This is a genomic window from Lysinibacillus sp. CNPSo 3705 (assembly GCF_028674935.1).
Classification (GTDB): Bacteria; Bacillota; Bacilli; order Bacillales_A; family Planococcaceae; genus Lysinibacillus.
In genome coordinates this window covers 37858-56906 of the sequence record NZ_JAQZSD010000003.1, presented here as the reverse complement: position 1 = coordinate 56906, position 19049 = coordinate 37858, and the positions used below count along the sequence as shown (strand labels likewise).

The 19049-nt window shown below is 36.2% G+C and carries 17 protein-coding genes; 4 read left to right on the top strand and 13 right to left on the bottom strand.

What is annotated here, in order from left to right; genetic code table 11:
* Positions 1-156: 156 nt before the first annotated feature.
* Positions 157-861, bottom strand: a complete 705-nt coding sequence (locus PVA17_RS01900; protein WP_132361233.1) for a class I SAM-dependent methyltransferase — start codon at positions 859-861, stop codon at positions 157-159.
* Positions 862-1188: 327 nt separating this feature from the next.
* Between PVA17_RS01900 and PVA17_RS01895 the strand changes: the two genes are divergently transcribed.
* Both PVA17_RS01895 and PVA17_RS01890 read left to right on the top strand, forming a co-directional pair.
* Positions 1189-2094: a PucR family transcriptional regulator gene (locus PVA17_RS01895; RefSeq protein ID WP_274066718.1), complete on the top strand. Its 906-nt coding sequence runs from the start codon at positions 1189-1191 to the stop codon at positions 2092-2094.
* Positions 2095-2178: 84 nt separating this feature from the next.
* The gene (locus PVA17_RS01890; protein WP_248717438.1) at positions 2179-3276 is read left to right on the top strand and encodes an ABC transporter ATP-binding protein; all 1098 of its coding nucleotides are present in this window, start codon (positions 2179-2181) and stop codon (positions 3274-3276) included.
* Between the two features lie 298 nt (positions 3277-3574).
* Here the strand turns inward: PVA17_RS01890 and PVA17_RS01885 are convergent, their stop codons facing one another.
* The 11 genes from PVA17_RS01885 to PVA17_RS01835 all read right to left on the bottom strand — a co-directional run bounded on the left by PVA17_RS01885 (position 3575) and on the right by PVA17_RS01835 (position 15437).
* Entirely contained in the window at positions 3575-4450 is an 876-nt protein-coding gene (locus PVA17_RS01885) for an ROK family protein (protein WP_274066717.1), read from the bottom strand.
* 129 nt (positions 4451-4579) lie between these two features.
* Positions 4580-5593, bottom strand: coding sequence for an SIS domain-containing protein (locus tag PVA17_RS01880; RefSeq protein ID WP_274066716.1), 1014 nt, complete (start codon positions 5591-5593; stop codon positions 4580-4582).
* Between the two features lie 11 nt (positions 5594-5604).
* Positions 5605-6543 (bottom strand): 1-phosphofructokinase, encoded by a 939-nt coding sequence (gene pfkB / locus PVA17_RS01875; protein ID WP_132361225.1) that lies wholly within the window; start codon positions 6541-6543, stop codon positions 5605-5607.
* Entirely contained in the window at positions 6540-7382 is an 843-nt protein-coding gene (locus PVA17_RS01870) for a class II fructose-bisphosphate aldolase (protein ID WP_274066715.1), read from the bottom strand. Before PVA17_RS01870 ends, pfkB begins: the two co-directional genes overlap by 4 nt.
* A gap of 533 nt (positions 7383-7915) precedes the next feature.
* Positions 7916-8647, bottom strand: coding sequence for a GntR family transcriptional regulator (locus tag PVA17_RS01865; RefSeq protein WP_132361221.1), 732 nt, complete (start codon positions 8645-8647; stop codon positions 7916-7918).
* Positions 8648-8716: 69 nt separating this feature from the next.
* A complete protein-coding gene (nagA, locus tag PVA17_RS01860; RefSeq protein ID WP_274066714.1) occupies positions 8717-9895 on the bottom strand; it encodes an N-acetylglucosamine-6-phosphate deacetylase in 1179 nt (392 codons plus the stop codon).
* The gene (locus tag PVA17_RS01855; protein ID WP_274066713.1) at positions 9892-10557 is read right to left on the bottom strand and encodes a YesL family protein; all 666 of its coding nucleotides are present in this window, start codon (positions 10555-10557) and stop codon (positions 9892-9894) included. The genes nagA and PVA17_RS01855 overlap by 4 nt, the downstream gene beginning before the upstream one ends.
* A gap of 187 nt (positions 10558-10744) precedes the next feature.
* Entirely contained in the window at positions 10745-12358 is a 1614-nt protein-coding gene (locus PVA17_RS01850) for an extracellular solute-binding protein (protein ID WP_274066756.1), read from the bottom strand.
* 24 nt (positions 12359-12382) lie between these two features.
* The gene (locus PVA17_RS01845) at positions 12383-13267 is read right to left on the bottom strand and encodes a carbohydrate ABC transporter permease (RefSeq protein ID WP_274066712.1); all 885 of its coding nucleotides are present in this window, start codon (positions 13265-13267) and stop codon (positions 12383-12385) included.
* A gap of 7 nt (positions 13268-13274) precedes the next feature.
* Positions 13275-14267, bottom strand: coding sequence for an ABC transporter permease (locus PVA17_RS01840; protein ID WP_248717446.1), 993 nt, complete (start codon positions 14265-14267; stop codon positions 13275-13277).
* An 18-nt stretch (positions 14268-14285) separates the two neighbouring features.
* Positions 14286-15437 carry a Gfo/Idh/MocA family protein gene (locus tag PVA17_RS01835; RefSeq protein ID WP_132361211.1) on the bottom strand — a complete coding sequence of 384 codons (1152 nt, stop codon included), beginning with the start codon at positions 15435-15437 and terminating at the stop codon, positions 14286-14288.
* 548 nt (positions 15438-15985) lie between these two features.
* On the opposite strand from PVA17_RS01835, the gene PVA17_RS01830 reads away from it, so the two are divergent.
* Both PVA17_RS01830 and PVA17_RS01825 read left to right on the top strand, forming a co-directional pair.
* Positions 15986-16762 carry an ABC transporter ATP-binding protein gene (locus tag PVA17_RS01830; RefSeq protein WP_132361209.1) on the top strand — a complete coding sequence of 259 codons (777 nt, stop codon included), beginning with the start codon at positions 15986-15988 and terminating at the stop codon, positions 16760-16762.
* A 2-nt stretch (positions 16763-16764) separates the two neighbouring features.
* Entirely contained in the window at positions 16765-18393 is a 1629-nt protein-coding gene (locus PVA17_RS01825) for a hypothetical protein (protein ID WP_274066711.1), read from the top strand.
* Positions 18394-18416: 23 nt separating this feature from the next.
* Here PVA17_RS01825 and PVA17_RS01820 read toward each other — a convergent pair whose 3' ends face one another.
* The gene (locus PVA17_RS01820; protein ID WP_274066710.1) at positions 18417-19031 is read right to left on the bottom strand and encodes an ABC-2 transporter permease; all 615 of its coding nucleotides are present in this window, start codon (positions 19029-19031) and stop codon (positions 18417-18419) included.
* Positions 19032-19049: the final 18 nt, after the last annotated feature.

Here is a 19049-nt window from a genome sequence, read left to right as displayed (position 1 = left end):
TGTGGTATGGTCTGATTCAAAAAATGCAACCCTTCAAAACGAAGAATTGCACCTATAAAAGGCTATTAAAAATACACTTTGAAGTCCTTTGTATCAGCTCGTTCTTTAAGAACTATCGTATTTATTTCTAGGAATAATTGAAAGGGCTAGCCTCTTTTATCTCCTATTCCTTTTAAATAAACCTACTAAAAATCCTTCTAGACCAAAATATTGGTGTTCATCAGATAGGGCTTTCATTTTCCGTATTTCTATTTCTTCTAATGATTGAAATATTTCTTTCAGTTGATGTTCGGTATATCCTAATCCGCCTTCTAAGCTACGTTTTATATATACTTCTTCATCCGAGATGGCTGAACCACCATATGTACCATGTTCCTCAAATGAGCATAAAGCAAAGTAACCATTGGGCTTTAATAATGTATGAATCAATTCAATATACGTCACACGACGATGAGGTGCTATATGATGAAAACAACCTGAATCATAAATAAAATCAAAGCTCTCTTCTTGTAGATTCAGTTCAAAAATATTAGCGCAAATGAAATCTACATTGACGTCTGCTTCATCAACCCTTTTTTGTGCCCACTGCAATGCATGATCCGATAAGTCGACTCCAACAACTGAACAGCCTTGTTTTGCTAAGTAAATAGCATTTCGTCCTGCACCACAACCTAACTCTAAAACACTATTTGGTCGAATCATCTTTTTTTCAAAATAGCTTACTAGATTTTCATCAGGTTTATTAACGAAAAAAGGTACCTTTTTAAATGTTTGATCATAAAACCCATTCCAAAACCCTTGCGGTTCGCGTAATAAATTATCTAATACTCTTAGCAATTGCTCATTTGATTTGATTTGCATTTTACGCCTCCATTTTGCTTCAATTTAAAAACTAAATATTCTATATTTTCATTATATGGGATAACTCTTCAAGGATGTTATCCAATCTTCCTTCCGAATATAGTTAACATTCTCTCCTTCTATTAGTTTTGACACTCCTATGTTCATTGAAATACAAAATGTTACACTTGGAATGGCTAGTATTTATCACGCTACTTATCGTAAATGGCTACACCGTACGCCAACAAAAACATAAGGACTACGGCTTAAGCCCATAATTATTTCCACTGTCTGCTTGTAAGGGAGCCATTCATATGGTTCCTGCATATAAAAGGAAGGAGTTATCTAATGAACTTAAATCTCAAAGCATTGTTTTCTACTTACCGTCATTATCGAACAAAGCCAACGGAGTTAATGTATGACTTTTTTTATTTCTACCATCGACAAGCAAATGCATGGTTTTCTGTTTCAAAGCAAGAGATTTCACAGCGTGACTACCAGTGGCTCACTGTTTTTTATACGGAGATCACTTCTACAATATCCCAACCATCAGAAATCTGGTATGAATTTTTATATTTGAACGGTGACATACCATCTACATTATCATTTAGCAACGCTCGTGTTATTCAGCTCATTTTTTTAAATGATAATCCTCCTGCTGAAGAGTTAAAAGAAGCTACTTTAAACTTTTTCCAGCAAGATACGGTAGTACTTCAGGTTGCCACAAATCGTTTTCTATTAATTGAGGCGATGGATCATTCGATTAATAAAAAGGAAGATTTCATTGCACTTATTCGCACAATTGAAACAGATTTTTTCGTTCAAATTCATTTGTATCAAGGCGAATCTTATGAAATAAATAAGCAATTCCCAAGTAAGTTCCAACGGGAAGCTCAATGGTTTGAGGAATGCTTACATTATAAAAATGCTGAACAGTTTTATTCATTTGAAACGATTTTTCCTATTTTATTAACGCAACAAATGCCTGCTTCCATATTGCAATTTATAGAAGAACAAATTTTAATACCTTTGCAGTCTGATATGGAGTTACTTGATACAGTCAGGACATTTTACGAATGTGGGTTAAATATTTCTTTGACATCAAAGAAACTACATATTCATCGTAATACGCTTAATTACCGTTTAGCAAAATTTCAAGAAACAACAAATATTTCTACAAAAAATCTAGACGGTGCTATACTCGTCTATATTGCTAGCTTTCTTCGATCAAAATTACAAAATGCACAAAAATAATAACTGAAAATTATGCATTTTAAATATTTAGTTTTCCCCTATACTTTTATACACTAAAAAAAACAAACAAAGGGGCTTATAAACATGGAAAAAATCATACTTAAAAATATTATTAAAACATATGATGGCGGTGTAACAGCTGTATCTGACTTTAATTTAACAATTCAAGATCGAGAGTTTATTGCACTTGTCGGGCCTTCAGGTTGTGGGAAATCGACAACATTACGAATGATTGCCGGCTTAGAGGAAATTTCGTCTGGAGAATTTTTAATAGATGGCAAGAAAATGAACAATGTACCTTCTAAGGATCGAGATATTGCGATGGTTTTCCAAAACTACGCACTATATCCACATATGACTGTATACGATAATATGGCATTTGGCTTAAAGCTTCGCAAGTTTTCTAAGCAGGAAATAAAAGAGCGTGTCCACAATGCAGCTGCAATTCTCGATTTAGAAAAGTATTTAGATCGCAAGCCGAAAGCTCTATCAGGTGGCCAGCGTCAACGTGTGGCACTCGGTCGAGCCATCGTCCGCGATGCAAATATTTTTTTAATGGATGAGCCTCTATCCAATTTAGATGCAAAGCTTCGCGTACAAATGCGCGCTGAAATAACAAAGCTTCACCAACGATTAAAAACGACTACTATTTATGTAACACACGATCAAACAGAAGCGATGACAATGGCCACTCGTCTCGTTGTAATGAAGGATGGTATAGTTCAACAAATCGGGACACCTGAAGAAGTATATGGAACACCAGAGAACAAATTTGTTGGTGGTTTTATCGGCTCACCATCCATGAACTTCTTTAAAGGCGTATTCCAAGAAAACGGGATTCAGATTGCTGATATTACACTAACTATTCCAGCAGAAAAAAGTAAATTATTAAAAGAACGAGGTTATTTACAAAAAGAACTGTTTCTTGGCATTCGACCAGAGCATATTTATGAAAAATCTTCTGTAAATCCTGAACCGTTCTTCACAGCTGTTGACGCGAATATTGAAGTATCCGAATTAACAGGTGCTGAGCTAATGTTACATGCCCAATTAAATGGTCAGCCTTATATCGCGCGGGTGAACTCCGATACAAAAATTACACAAGGTCAGGTCGCGCATCTACTATTTGACATGTCACGCGTTCATTTCTTTGACTTAGAAACAGAGCAACGCATTCGCTAAGGTTAGATATTACGGGATCGGAAAGGCGTTCAAATGGGATGTTAGCCTAAAATCATCGCATCTATGCGATAACGGCTAACTTTCCTGCATCGATAAAAATAGTTCAGGGCAATACCGAAATGACCGATTTCGTGTCGACCCTTCTGTTGCTGTCGCTACGTTAACACCGCGCTTTCGCACAAAAAACATCTGCAGGCATAAGCACAGTATACTCCTTCCCTTCCTAGGGAAACCTACGTTATCCTTTAAAAATAGAAAAAGGCAGTAAACAAACGCTCATTTGTTTACTGCCTTTTTATTATTTTATCGCTGCTCCGTAAAGACCCGCTTCACCTTTATGAATGCTGCTTTCAATGATTCGTTCTTTCCCTGCAAAAGGTGTTCCTACAAAACGCTGCTGAATCGCTTCTTTAATATAGTCAATGATTTTAGGATGATGATTAAAAAAGCCTCCTCCTAAAACGATACAATGTGGATCAAGCAGTAATATTATTTGCTGCAACTGTTTCTCTACCGATTGGACTAATGGCTCCAAAATCTTATCGACGATAGAATTCCCATTATAGTAAAGTTCCATCATATCCTTCAATTCTATCTCAGAATCACCGAGTAGCTCTCTCCCTAATGTTTCAATTGCCGGGCCAGCAACACTCTCTTCTAGTGTAGTTCCGTCATTATCAACAATACTAAAGCCAATTTCACCAGCTAGTCCGGTTCCCCTTAAAAATTCACTATTTACAACCGTACAGCAAGAAATACCGGTGCTCAATGTAACATAGACCATTGTTTCTTTGGAGAACTTTCTAGCTCGATATTCTCCCCATGTTGCTATATACACATCGTTGTCCATTTTAATATGAGCATGTGGAAACACTTCAGTTAACCGCATACAAATCGGAAAGTTCTCCCAAGGTATATTATTTTGATAAACCGCGATACCTTGTTCAATATCAACGATACCAGGCACACCAATAGATACCTTTGAAATTTCATTAAACGTAATTTCCTTTTCTGCACATAGCTTTGCAAAGCTACCAATCAAACAAGCAAATAAAGTTTCTCGATTTGTGTTATCACTAGCCACTTCTTTTGTGCTCAATAATTGCTGATTTATATCGAACAAAGCCGCGGCTAATTTGGTTCCACCTATGTCTGCTGCTAAAATGTAACTCATTTTTTCACCGCCAATTTTCTTATCCCGCATTAACTACCAGTAGTGTCCTTATTGATTCGGGACAACAGGATGTTCATTTCACAGTAACTTTTACCTCTTTATTATTCACTGAGTGAAGTGATTCATTTTTTAAAGGCTTACGACTTGCGTTAAATTACGTGGTTTATCTGGATCATAGCCTTTGTATATTGCACGTTGATATGCTAAAAATTGGAAATATGGAACTACTTCAACAAGGCGATTCAAGTCATCTATTTCTTCTGAAAGTCTAATGATTAAATCTGCTTCCAAGTCTGCTGAAGCTATACCAATTACACCAACAAAACCACCAAGCTTTTGAATATCCTTTATTAATGCTTGATCGAAGTCCTTCGTTTCTTTTTGTGTAAATAAAATAACGACAGTCTCTTTATCTACAATAGAAATTGGACCATGGCGGAATTCTAAATTCGAATAGCTTTCACATTCTGTTTGTGTCATTTCCTTTAGCTTTAATGTCGCTTCTTTAGCTAATCCGTTATAAGCACCCGACCCTAAAAAGATAAAACGTTTTTTCGTTAAATCCTCTGTCACTTGCTTTAACTGCTCGCCATTGCCTAATGCTATTTTAACAAGTGCAGGAATTTTTTCTAATTGGTTCATCCATTCAACACGTTGACTAATTTTTGCCGCATATAGTTGAAGAGCATATAACATATTAGAAAATGATTGCGTCATGACAACACTTTTCTCTGAAATATCGTTTAAGGCAATCACTTCATCTGCTACTTCAGCCATTGGTGTATCACCATTACACGTAACTGCCATTGTACGTATATTCTCTGCTCCGTTCAAATGTTCCAATGCCATAATAATTTCAGAAGTTGTTCCTGAGCGTGAAATACCGATAATATTATACTTTTTATTTGATAGAATGTGAGTATCCGTGTGTAAAAACAGCTCAGATGCTGGGACTGCTACTGCTACTTCTCCTGTTGCCGATTGGTAATAACGTGCAGCTGCAATTGCTAAATAATATGATGTCCCACATCCTGTGAAAAGAGCTATGTCTACAGCCTCTTCATTGAACGTAAGCAACTGAACAATCTCTTTTGTTTTACCTAATTGTTGCGCTTGTTTCATAATCTCATTATACGTGTGCATAAATAAAACCCCTATCTCTCTTTAATTTTAATTATTTGTAGCTCTTTTATGAGACTTTGAACAGTCTCCTTTTGTACTTTCGCAATTTCTTTTTCACCTGCATTTGCAGAGCCACATGCAACAGCCCATTTATATGCCTCCGTACAGTCCACACCTTCTGAAAGCTTATAGACAAGGCCTCCTAAAAACGCATCACCGCTACCCACTGTATTTATAACATTAATTTTCGGTGCATTTACTTGGTAAACCCCTAAACGATTAACAAATAAAGCCCCTTTTTCGCCCAACGAAAAACATACATGCTCAATTCCTAAATCCTGTATTTTTTCACCAGCTTGAATTAAATCGTCTTGCGCTTTAACCTGTTTCCCGATTAATTGAACAATTTCATCCTCATTAGGTTTAATGATAAAAGGTATTGCTTCAACGCCTTGCTTCAAAGCTTCTCCGCTCGTATCAAGAGCAACCCGAACACCTTTTTGTTTTAATAAACGAATAATCATTCCATAAGCAGCCATTGGTATACCCTTAGGTAGACTTCCTGAAAGCACGAAATATTCAGAACACTCTGCTTGAGCTTTAATCCATTTCAGCATTTCTTGCCATTCATGCTCGTAAATCGTTGGTCCGTCTTCTAAAAGCTCGGTCATTTCCTTCGTTTGCTTATTTGAAACGGTTAGACAAATTCGACTTTCGCCCTCTATTTGAATAAACCCTGTTTGCATGTTTTCTTCCTTTAATAGTGCCATTATTTTTTCCCCATTTAGTCCGCCAACGAAACCACCAATGACCACTTCACCACCGAGTGTTTGAATGACACGGGCGACATTAATGCCTTTTCCTCCACCTTGCTGCAGCTTCTGCAATACTCGATTTGTCTTACCAAGCATTAAAGAATTCATTTCATATACTTGATCAATGGCTGCATTTAAAGTTATCGTCGTAATCATTTTTGTAGCATCACAATCTTTTGCTCTACTAACTCAATTAATGCCTCTCGTGCAGGAAGAAAATACTTTCTTGGATCATTTTCTGTCGGATTTTCTATAAAGAAGGCTCTTAATTGCTCGGCAAATAAATCTTTTAGCTCTGTTGAAAAATTCACTTTCGCAATACCGTATTTTAAAGATTTACGTACGCTTTCTTCTGGTACACCTGATGCACCGTGCATAACTAATGGCACATTTGTAGCACGATGAATTTCCTGCAGTAGTTCGAATTGTAGCTGTGGTTCTTGTTTATACTTACCGTGTGCTGTGCCAAAAGCTGGCGCGAACGATTGGATACCTGTTTCTTTCACAAAGCGTTCAGCTAGTTTAGGATCAGTGAAAAAGGCCATTTTCTCGTCAACTGTTACATCATCTTCTACACCACCAATTGTTCCAAGCTCTGCTTCGACAGGCACATGAATTGCACTTGCAGCATCTACAACTCTTTTCACAAGATTAATATTTTCTTCAAAGGGTGACGTAGAACCATCAATCATCACCGACGTATAGCCTGCTCGTAAACATTCCATTACAACTTTATAGGACTCACCGTGATCCAAATGTAGAGCTACTGGTACTTTTGCTTGCTCAGCAGCTGTTTTAGCAAGCGCCATCATATAATGCATTTCTACATATTTATAAGTGCTTGAAGTCGTTTGTAAAATAACAGGTGCACCTACCTTCTCTGCTCCTGCAATAACTGCTTTAATAATTTCCAAATTATGCGCTCCGAACGCACCAATTGCATAATTATTTCTATAAGCGTCTTTTAACATTTCATTCGTCGTCACTAATGGCATAGTCGAGTTCCTCCCTCAATGGGTTGTTGGTATAATTTATAGTATAAAAATTCTGATAACTGATGAAGCATTATTAAAAAGCAATTATGTCAATGAGTTTAAGATGTCTATACAGTAGAAACTCATCGACAAAACAAATGGATGGATTTCCGTTCTGACTGAGCACTTTCCAGTGGTGTCGATTAGCAGTTTGGGCCAAAAGGATGTTGGTTACGAAGCCGGGACACGATACTTTGCTCTTCTATAAGTTTGTTGCAGGATCATCTCTGTGATTGCAAAGGAGTCATTCAGTCTTGCACACCAACCAAACTTAGCATGATACTCATTTTTATAACGATAAACGGAACTCTTCACGGCTTGCGCGAAAGCAAAGTGTCAGAACCAACATAAGCAGAAAAAGCACTCGACCCTCAGCAAGTAGTCACCAGAAACAGAAATCACCCACATTTAAAATGCCAACATTCACAAAGATTACTATACCTTGGCCATTTTATTCTTTAACATTATGAAACTCATAGATCGTAACTATGAGTTTAGTTTAATTCTGTATAAAACCGGCAGCGATCGCCTCTTACTATTGAAATGCAAAATTCGACTGGCTTTCCTGAAGTATCGAATGCAGTACGTTCTAGTAATAAAGCGGGTTTTCCTGCCTCCGTTTTCAACAAATGTGCCTCATCTTTACTAATAAGTACAGGCTCGAAAGCTTCTTTTGCCCTCACAACGATAATGTCAAAACGTTGTGCTAATAAGCTATACAAGGAAGAGGAACTAACCTCATGTAATATTTCACTATCCTTGATAATACTTTTTGGTAAAAATGATGATTCTAAAACAATCGGTTCATTATCTGCAAAACGTAAGCGCTTCATTTCAATGACTCGTTCATCTTCACCTAATTCAAGACTGTGTCTAACCTTTGTTGAAGGGAATACTTCCTGAATCTCAAGTACTTCATCTCTTGGGTTTAAACCTTTTTCTTGAAGCACACGACTAAAACTATAAAAACCACCAAGCGATTGTTCAAACCGTGGCTTTGCAACAAAAGTTCCTTTCCCTTGAATACGGTATAGTTTTCCTTCTTGTACTAATTCTTCAATTGCTTTCTTTGCAGTATTTCGACTGACGCGAAACATCTCCATCAATTGATTTTCAGAATCAATTTTATCCTCCGGCTTCCACTCTCCCGATTGAATCTTAGCAGATAATCTTTGTTTCAATTGATGATATAGCGGGATTACACTAGCTTGATCTAACGGTTTCATCTCTACTCATCCTTCTCCTAGGTTTTGTTATCAATATATCATCTAATCAAAAGGATGCCTATCGATATATCAATTCTTTTCAAAGGCAAGATTCCCTAAGCAAAAGGTTTTCTCTATTTCCCCCTCAGCATTAAGCCAAATAACATCTGCATCTTTCCCTACAGCAAGAGAGCCTTTACGATTGGAAACTCCTAAATGAATTGCTTGATTTAGAGAAACAAGACGAACTTGTTCGATTAGTGAAAGTGTCAGCCACTCTTCTATGTTTTTTCTTGCTGTATTCATAGTCAAAACACTTCCTGCTAAGGAGCCTGTTTTACGTTGAATACAGCGATTATCAAACACTTCTACTTCTTCGCCACCTAATGTATAAATACCGTCTGGCATGCCCTTTGCACGCATACCATCAGTAATGACAAGCATGCGATTCAAACCTTTCATTTTACGAACCATCAACAGCAAATCTTTATGAAAATGTATATTGTCTGGAATCAGTTCAACATAGACATCATCTTCTAATAGCACTGCCCCTACAACACCTGGATCGCGATGATGAATGCCTCTCATTCCATTAAATAGATGGGTTGCATGTGTAATACCAGCTCTTATGGCACCGATAGTCATATCATAAGTTGCATCGGAGTGACCAATAGATGCAATCACATCTTTACTTTTCAATGCCCGAAGTAATTCAAAATTCACATCTTCCTCTGGTGCAAATGTGACCAAGCGAATTAATTGATTTGACTTGTCATATAAATCATTAAATTGCCTAGCATTTGGTTTTAAGATTGATTCCTCTGGCTGCGCTCCCTTTTTTAAGCGATTAATAAATGGACCTTCCAGGTGAATTCCTAGCATTTCAGCTACCGCAGTAGGCTGTTCTTTGTTATAAAACGCAAGTGCTTCGATAGCAGCTTCAATTTCTGACATAGGACTTGTCGTCGTTGTTGCTAAAAAGGCTGTTACACCTTCGCTTGCTAAATATTTTGCGATTTGTGCATAATGAGCAGGGGCGCCATCCATAAAGTCATGCCCTAAAGCACCATGTACATGTATATCAATCATCCCAGGGATAATATAGCCTTGTTGCTGACAATTAATAGTATTGTCAGACGCCGTCAATGGCGGACAATTATTCATTTCATCAATTGCTGCAATTTCCCCATCTACCATTTGTAAAAAACCATTCGTTAAAATGCCATCTTCCATCACAATATTGGCATGAATGATCCATGTTTTGTTCATGAAGTCACCCCTTCATTGGGATAATGTCCTGCTTTTATTTGTGCTTCAGCTTCCGTTTTCTTTTTGAAAATATGCGATGACATCCAAGATAAAAATAAAGCTGTTAAGCTAACGCCGAAAAACGGCAATAATCCTGGAATCCAACTAAAAATGCGATATAATATGGCCATCCCTACAATAGAGCCAATCATTTGAAGTGGATATGCTACGCTAAATAATATCGAAACAGCAAAGTAACGGATAGGTGGTAGCTCATAATGAGCGTATATTTGGAAAATATTCAATACCATAATGCAAAATAGACTACTAATCGTCACAAATAAGGTAAGTAATAGTAAACCTGTCACCCCATGAAACGATGAAATTATTTGAAAATTAATTGTTAAAAAGTAACCGATACTTAAAATGATAATGCCTATTTTATTCGATGAAATAAACTCTATTTTATATGTCTTCCAATATGTTTTGACAAGTAGTTTTAAATCGTCCTCCCCTTGCAATCTTTTACGTAATGTTGTAAACATCGCAACAGTTGCGGGAGTAATCCCGAATAAAACAAGTCCAAGTAAGGTTAAGCCAATCCACATTAACTGTAACACTGCCAACAATGTTATTAACTCAACTGTCCAGTATAATTTCCCTTTCCATCCTTCAAATTTCATTTACTTTGCCTCCCTACACTAGAAATACATGCACGACTAAAGTCGCCACTATGTCTCATTCTTATCTCACATTAACTGGCAGTAAGGCATCCGCATAAAAAAGAATGAGTACGTTGAAGCACAACTGCCAGTAAATGTTCACGTTGTCATAGGAAGTAGCGTTTTAGCCCGTGTTCTTTGTTACACTTTATTTTTTTGTACGGTCATATGCTGCTTGGGCGACTTTCATATATTTCTCTAAGCCCATCTTCTCAATTGTTTTCTTATAGTCATCCCATTTGTCGAAGCTTGCCTTACCTGTAATAAAGCTTGCTGTCATCTCATCCACATATGTTTGAATGTCTGTTAAAATAGCTGACACCTGTTCATTTTCCTCTAATGTGAAGTTTAAGCCTGGAATAATGTCTTCATCTTTCAATGCATATGGCATTACTTGCTGAGCATTGTTAATTGAATTTTCTTTCGCTTCTGCCCCTTGGAAATACTTTTGTGTAACGATTCCAGGGTAGTAACCGCCTGGCCATGTTAGGTAGTCGCTTATTGCTTGGTCTAAGTTTTTACCATCAGGGTTATTGGTAATGTTATCTACATACTTTACATTACCAGTTGCATCTTCCTCGTAAGTTACACCTTTAAAGCCCATGAAGAACATTTTTGTTCCCTCATCACCATATAAATGGTCAATCCATCGTACCATTGCTTCAGGATTTTTTGCTTTATCGGTTACAACAAACATTCCTAAATTACCAAGACCGTTAGACATAGCTGTATATTGACGATCTCCATTAGGGCCTTCTAATACATGCGCACCTACATAACCATCTAATTTGAACAGTTCTTTCGGATCTACTTCACTTAGCATACCGAAAGTTCCTTTACCCGCTTCAGCAGCGAATTTTTGGGGCTCCGTTGTAAATACATCTTTATTGATTAAATCTTCGCTATACAATTTATTTAAAAATTCAAGCAATTGTTTGTATTCGTCTGTTGTTGGAACGAAGCGGAATTCTTCAGTTCCTTCTTTAAAGTCTAAATTCGGATTCATCGTTCCTTGTTTGTTCAAGCCGAATGAACCCCTTAAATAATCAATAAATTGCTTAATTCCATAACCAGATCCCCAGCCTTGCTCGTCCTGTTGACCGTTACCGTTTGGATCGTTTTCTTTAAATGCTTTAAGCACTTTATATAAATCTTCTGTCGTTTCAGGTGATTTGAAGCCTAGTTTATCTAGCCATTGCTGGTTGATCCATGGTGCTCCTACACGAAGTGACTCAAACTTTGGATCATAGATTGTTGGGAAACCATAGATATTTCCATCTGCCATCGTAATCCCTTGCTTTACAGTCGGGTATTCTTCTAAAAGCTTTTTGAAATTCGGCGCATATTTATCAATATAATCATTTAATGGTATGAATACGCCTTGCTGACCATACTTCAGTAAATCAGTTCTTGAGAATGCCGATGCAAAGAAGATTTCTGGATAGTTCCCTGCTGCTAAAAGTAAGTTCTTTTTATCTGCTAATACTTCGGTTTGAACAGTTGTCCAATTAATATGGATGTTAGACATTTTTTCGTATTCTTTCCATAGCATTAAGCTATTCCAATCTTGTGAAGCAAAAAACTTAGCTGCAAAACCATCTACTTCAATTTTATCTTTAGCAATAGGCATCCCCGTAGCATTCACATTATCAGCGTTGCCGCTTGTACTTGCTTTATTTTCTTTATTATCTGAACAAGCTCCTAAAATACTAGCTGCTAACATCATAGTTGCCATCAAACCATATACACGTTTCTTTTTCATCGCCATTTAAATCGCTCCTTTTCTTTAACCTTTTAATGAACCAATCATGACACCTTTTACAAAATATCTTTGTAAGAACGGATAAAGCATTAGCATTGGGAGGTTGGCAATGATTAAAACAGCATATTTCAACCCTTCAACGCTAAGTTTTTGAGCTAGAAAGCTTTCTGAAGTTGCTTGAATCATATCATCGGCTTGTCCTTGAATTAAGATTTGTCTAAGTATAAGTTGAAGTGGAAACTTGCTTTGGTCTTGTAAATAAATTAAAGCTTGAAAATACGAGTTCCAATGTCCTACTGCATAGAATAAAACCATTACGGCCATAACAGGGAATGATAGCGGTAGGACAATACTCCATAAAATTCGAAAGTTTCCCGCTCCATCAATCGTAGCGGATTCCTCTAATTCATGAGGAATCGATTGGAAGAATGTTCGCATAATAATAATGTTCCATACAGCAACAGCATTCGGAATAATCATGACCCAAAATGTATTAATCATGCCTAAGTCACGAATTAATAGGTATGTTGGTATTAACCCTCCGCTGAAAAACATCGTGAATACCATAAATGCCATAATGAAACCTTTACCTTTCAAATCTCTACGTGAAAGTGGATAGGCAGCACAAATTGTCATCACAATATTCAATACCGTTCCGAAAAATGTGTACTTCAATGTATTGATAAATCCATTAATTATATCTGGATTTTGAAATACCTTTTTATATGCTTCAACAGTAAATTCCTTCGGCCATAACCACATATCACCCGAGATAACATACTGCGGATTACTTAATGAAGCACTTAATACAAAAAGCAATGGGTAAAGAACGATAATCGCAACAATTGCTAAAAAAATATAATTAAAGATTGTAAACGCTCGATCGCCTTTCGATTCTTTCAATTTCATCACTCCCTTACCATAGGCTTGTATCACTTACTTTTTTCGCTATTTGGTTTACCATAATGAGCAGGATAAAGTTAATGATAGAGTTGAATAAACCTACAGCCGCTGAAAAGCTATACTGCGCTTCTAAAATCCCACTTCGATAAACAAAGGTTGAAATGACGTCCGAAGTCGACATATTTAAATCATTTTGCAATAAAAATACTTTCTCAAATCCAATCGCCATAACTGATCCTACGTTCAAGATAAATAAGATAACAATTGTTGGCATAATCGCTGGGATGTTAATATGAATAATTCTCTGGAATTTTGAAGCCCCATCCATCATTGCTGCTTCATGCTGCGCTGGATCTACCGCTGATAAAGCTGCAATATAAATAATGGAACTCCAACCCATTGTTTGCCATACATCTGATAGTACATAGATGGACTTAAACCATGCTGGCTCTGAAATGAAATCAATCGGCGTACCACCAAACAACATGATAACTTGGTTAATCATCCCGTCTGATTTTAAGAAAAGTAATAACATACCGACAACGACTACTGTTGATAAAAAATGCGGTGCATAAATAATGGTCTGTACAAACTTTTTAAAGCGAAGACTTTTCACTTCATTTAACAGTAACGCAATAATAATCGGTACAGGGAAAGATACTAGTAGCGTAAATACACCAATACCAATTGTATTTTTAATTAATCTCCCAAAATAATAACTATCAAAGAAGCGTTCAAAATGCTTAAAACCAACCCATGGACTACCGGTAATCCCCTTTGTAGCGATAAAATCCTTAAAGGCAATTTGCAAACCGTACAACGGGTAATAATGGAAAATCAAAAAATAAAGGATCACAGGGACTAATAATAAATAAAGCTCCCAATTTTTTCTGATAGACTTCTTCCACTCTATCCAGTGATTCCTCTTTACTTTTGATTGCTTTTTGAACAAACGCTTTGTTTTAAATGGCTTTTCTTCAACAGTTGTTTCATCCAAAAGCGTCATACATACACCCCCTATTTATCAATGCTGTAGAATAGTAGATTCCTGTGAAATTTCAACAACTCTTCCCCCATTACGGAGCGATTCCGTTGCTGCACAGCCAACTGCTACGCTCATACGACCAGCAAATGGAGTTGTTAAAGGCTCTTTATTGTAAAGTATTAACTCTACGAAATCTTGCGCAATTTTAGGATCTGCTCCCCCATGGCTTCCTTCCTCGGGTTTCATTTCATAAACAACATCACTAAGCTCTTCCCAGGAATTAGATTTACGTGTCTTCAAATAAATTTTATTGTTCACATCATCATTTTCGATCCGCCCTTTCGTACCGATAAATGTATAATTTCGTGAATAATCTGGAGTGAAGTGACATTGTAAATAGGAAGCTTTTATACCACCCTCTAATTCCATAATGAGCATGTTATTATCCTCAACATCAATTTCTTCTCTGAACGCGCATTCCGTGAATGTATGTGGGACATATTCTGGACATGTTTTTTTCTGGTCACATGTTGGACATGTTAACGTATTTGGTTTATCTCCACCGTAATAATCTAAGCTACCAAATGCAGATACTTTCGTCGCATGTTTTCCAGAAATCCAATGAATCACATCTAAATCATGTGAGCCTTTTTGCAGCAACAGGGATGTTGTATTTTTGGAATTACCGTGCCAATCATGATAATAGAAGTAACCGCCAAAGCCAACAAAGTGGCGGACCCATATGGCTTTTAATTCTCCAATAGCGCCCGAATCGATTAAGCCTTTCATCGTTTGATACATACTCATATAGCGCATATTAAAACCGACCATTAGATGCTTCCCTGATTTTTTCCATATATCTAAAATTCGATCGCAGCCCTCCACTGTAATCGCTAAAGGTTTTTCAGCATATACGTGCTTTCCTGCTTCTAAACAAGTAATAATATGCTCTTCATGTAAATAATCCGGTGATAAGACGGCAATAGCATCAATATCGTCTCTTGTTAATAATTCCTTATAATCCTTCGTTAAAAATAAAGGTGTTTCAAATTTTTCTTGAAATTTATCTAAACGTTCTTGAGAAATATCAGCTAAAGCAACAATTTCTGATTCCCCATCAGGCTTATGCCAGTATTGAGCTAAACCTCCTCTTAATCCCGCTCCGATTACGCCAATCCGTACTTTATTCATTAATTTTCCCCCTCTAAAAATTCTGCATTTATTTCATTAAGTAAACGTTTACATTTGATACTGATTTTACCAATCATCCACAACAACACAACTACATGACAACACGTTGTAGGTACAAGTTAGATCAAAATAGTATAGCGAATATTCCAAAAATTACGATGAGATAAATATATAATTCTAACCATAAATATGTCAATACCCCAAATTTTAGTCATAATCTCTTCTAGAAAAGTTGACTCATCCAAGAATACAGAAAATTCAATACATTTATAAAAGCTCAACCCTCTCTGTAAAAAAAGATATTATTCCCTCGCAATAAACTAAAATCCCCACCTTATAATGGTAATCCGTAAATTATAAATTATATAATATAGGTACAGGAATATTACACCATTTATTATAGGTTACATAATATTAATGGATATTTTCTCTAAATCAATTACACTAAACATACGTTAAAGTGAAGCTTTAATATTGGAGGAGGTTTTCTTCACCCTCCATCGTGGCTCAACGCCCGTTAATGTAGGATTACAGAAAGGAGTTGCAACATGGAAGAAATCTTGACGATTACGAATTTGACAAAGAGTTATGGTAGTAAGGAAATATTAAAAGGGATCGATTTGCACGTCTCGCGAGGAGAAATAATTGGTTATATTGGCCCGAACGGTGCAGGTAAAAGTACCACTGTCAAAATCATTTTGGGGATCGAAGGTGATTACGGTGGAGAAATTAAGCTTTTCGGAGAGAATATCGGAAAAGACAGCATTGAATATAGACAACGAATTGGCTATGTACCAGAAATTGCAGATGTGTACGATAATTTAACTGGTTATGAGTATTTGACCTTCATCGGCCAGCTTTATGGCCTTGAATTTGAAGTCGCTGCGGATAAATCAAAATCCTTAATGGCATTGTTTGGTGTTGGTGAAGCGTATCATTCAAGGATATCTTCTTATTCAAAAGGGATGCGGCAAAAGCTATTAATTATCGCTAGCCTTATACATAATCCCGATTTGTTATTTTTAGATGAACCGATCAATGGCTTAGATGCGAATAGTGTGATGATCTTTAAAGAAATTTTGATTCAATTGGCTGCCCAAGGAAAAACAATATTTTATTCCTCTCATATTATGGATGTTGTCGAAAAAATCAGTAGTCGCATCATCCTGCTGAATGATGGGAAAATCGCTGCCGATGGGACATTTGCCCAACTACAGGCAGACAATACCGAAGGAACTCTGGAAAAGATTTTCAACCAATTGACGGGCTTCCATGATCATCAGGAAATTGGTGAGAAATTTGTTTCTATAGTGCAAGAGGTATGATCATGAAAGATTTCAAAACTTTACACGTGCTTGATAAGATACAATTTGTTTTTGTGAAAATGGGCATTGATTACAAAATGATGAGAAGAATCCTCCATATTAAACTCACAATGGATGAACGTAAAGTACCGACAATATTTAACCAAGCATCTAATAAAAAAGAGCAAAAGAATGGCTACATCAAATCTTTATGGATTTATGTTTTAATGGGACTTATGCTAGTTCCTTTTATGGGATTTGGTCAAAACTATCTTTTCCAAATGAGTATTGCTTATGCAATGATTATTTTTATCATCATGACAACATTGATTGCTGATTTTTCTTCGGTACTTTTGGATGTACGGGACAGAAGTATCCTATCAACCAAGCCTATCTCTGCTAAAACGATTAATGCGGCCAAGTTCATGCATATTTTCATTTACCTGACGTATTTAACTATTGCATTCACTGCCATTCCTCTTATGGTGGGCCTATATAATCAAGGAATTGTATTCTTTATTTTAACTGTGCTCTTACTCGTTTTAATGAATATTTTTATTGTTGTATTAACTGCTATTTTATATATTGCTATTTTAAGATTCTTTGATGGAGAAAAGCTGAAAGACATCATCAATTATGTACAAATCGGCTTATCATTAATGTTGATGATTGGCTATCAAGTTCTTATTAGATCCTTTGAATTCGTTGATTATGATATGGCGCTAACATTTCATTGGTGGAGTATTTTTCTAATCCCAATGTGGTTTGCCGCTCCTTATGAACTACTACTAAACAGTGACAGCTCTTTATTTACAGTGGTGTTCAGTATGTTTGCTGTCGTCATGCCAATGATCTCGATATGGCTTTATGTAAAGCTGATTCCAACCTTTGAACGAAATCTGCAAAAACTATTAAACACAAGCAAATCGAAAAAAGAAAAGAACAATCTACTTAAGACCCTTTTGTTAACAATCATTTGTAGAACGAATGAAGAAAGAGCTTTCTACCGCTTTGCTTCCCTTATGATGAAACAGGAGCGAGAATTTAAACTGAAAGTATATCCATCTTTAGGGTTTTCTTTTGTCATTCCGTTTATTTTTATGTTTTCTTTTTCAAGGTACGAAAGTGTTGATTATGCCGTTAGCATGGGCTATTTAAATATTTATTTCAGCATGCTAATTATTCCTTCAGCTGTACTCATGCTTGGACATTCAGGAAAATATAAAGCAGCTTGGATCTATAAAGTCTTTCCAATCAAAGACTACACAAACTTGAAAAAAGGAAGCTTAAAAGCATTTTTGATAAAGTTGTACATTCCATTGTATATTTTTCTAAGCATTATTTTCTGCTTCATTTTTGGTACGAGAATTATCTTAGATTTACTGATTGTTTTAGTAACAAGCTGCATGTACACCGTCATTTGTTACATCGGCATGGGAAGCAACATTCCTTTCACAAAGCCCTATAATGAAGTTGGCGATGGCCAGAGTTGGAAAACGCTTATATTGCTTATCCCATTAGGTGCTTTGGCCGGACTGCATTACTTCTTGACTTCTCATACTGCTTATGGGGCAATCATTTACTTAATCGTGCTTGTCATCACGAATTTCGTTCTATGGAAGTTTGCCTTTAAGCGTGCGAAAACGGCTTGAGCCTAAGCTCAAGCCGTTTTATTTTAAAAAGCTTTTCTCTCATATATACGAATAGATAGTAGCCATGACCCAATAAATAAAATAATAACCGTCATGCTAGCTACAACATACATTTGCGTTTCTTGTAAAGTCAAGAATTTTCGTGCTAATTCTCTTAATATATCATTTATAGGAACTAGTAAACTAATGGATAACATATAAATACCAAATAAAACACTTAAAGCAATCAATAAATATTGCGTTTTAAATTTATAGGAGAATGGAAACATGAGTGATATAACGACCATCACTAGACCAATAATAAGCAACATCTCTTTCCATATGAAAAGATCTCCTTTTCCATTTATGAGGAAATCCCCCACATAAATTATGAAAATAAATATTGTTGTAAATATCAGTGAACCTATATATTTTGAACTGACAATTTCCTTTCTCGTATATGGTAGAGAATTAAGCAAAATATTAGCATTGTCTTTTTCATCGTAAGCGAAAGCATTTAGTATAAATATTACACTATAAAGAAATCCCAAAAATAGTAGGGAGGGTACACCTGCCCATAAGTAGAGTATTATAGTAGCAATGTAAAATAAAATTAATTTCTTTTGTATTAAAACATCCTTAAGTATAAGGTTAATCATCCAATTACCATCCTTTTT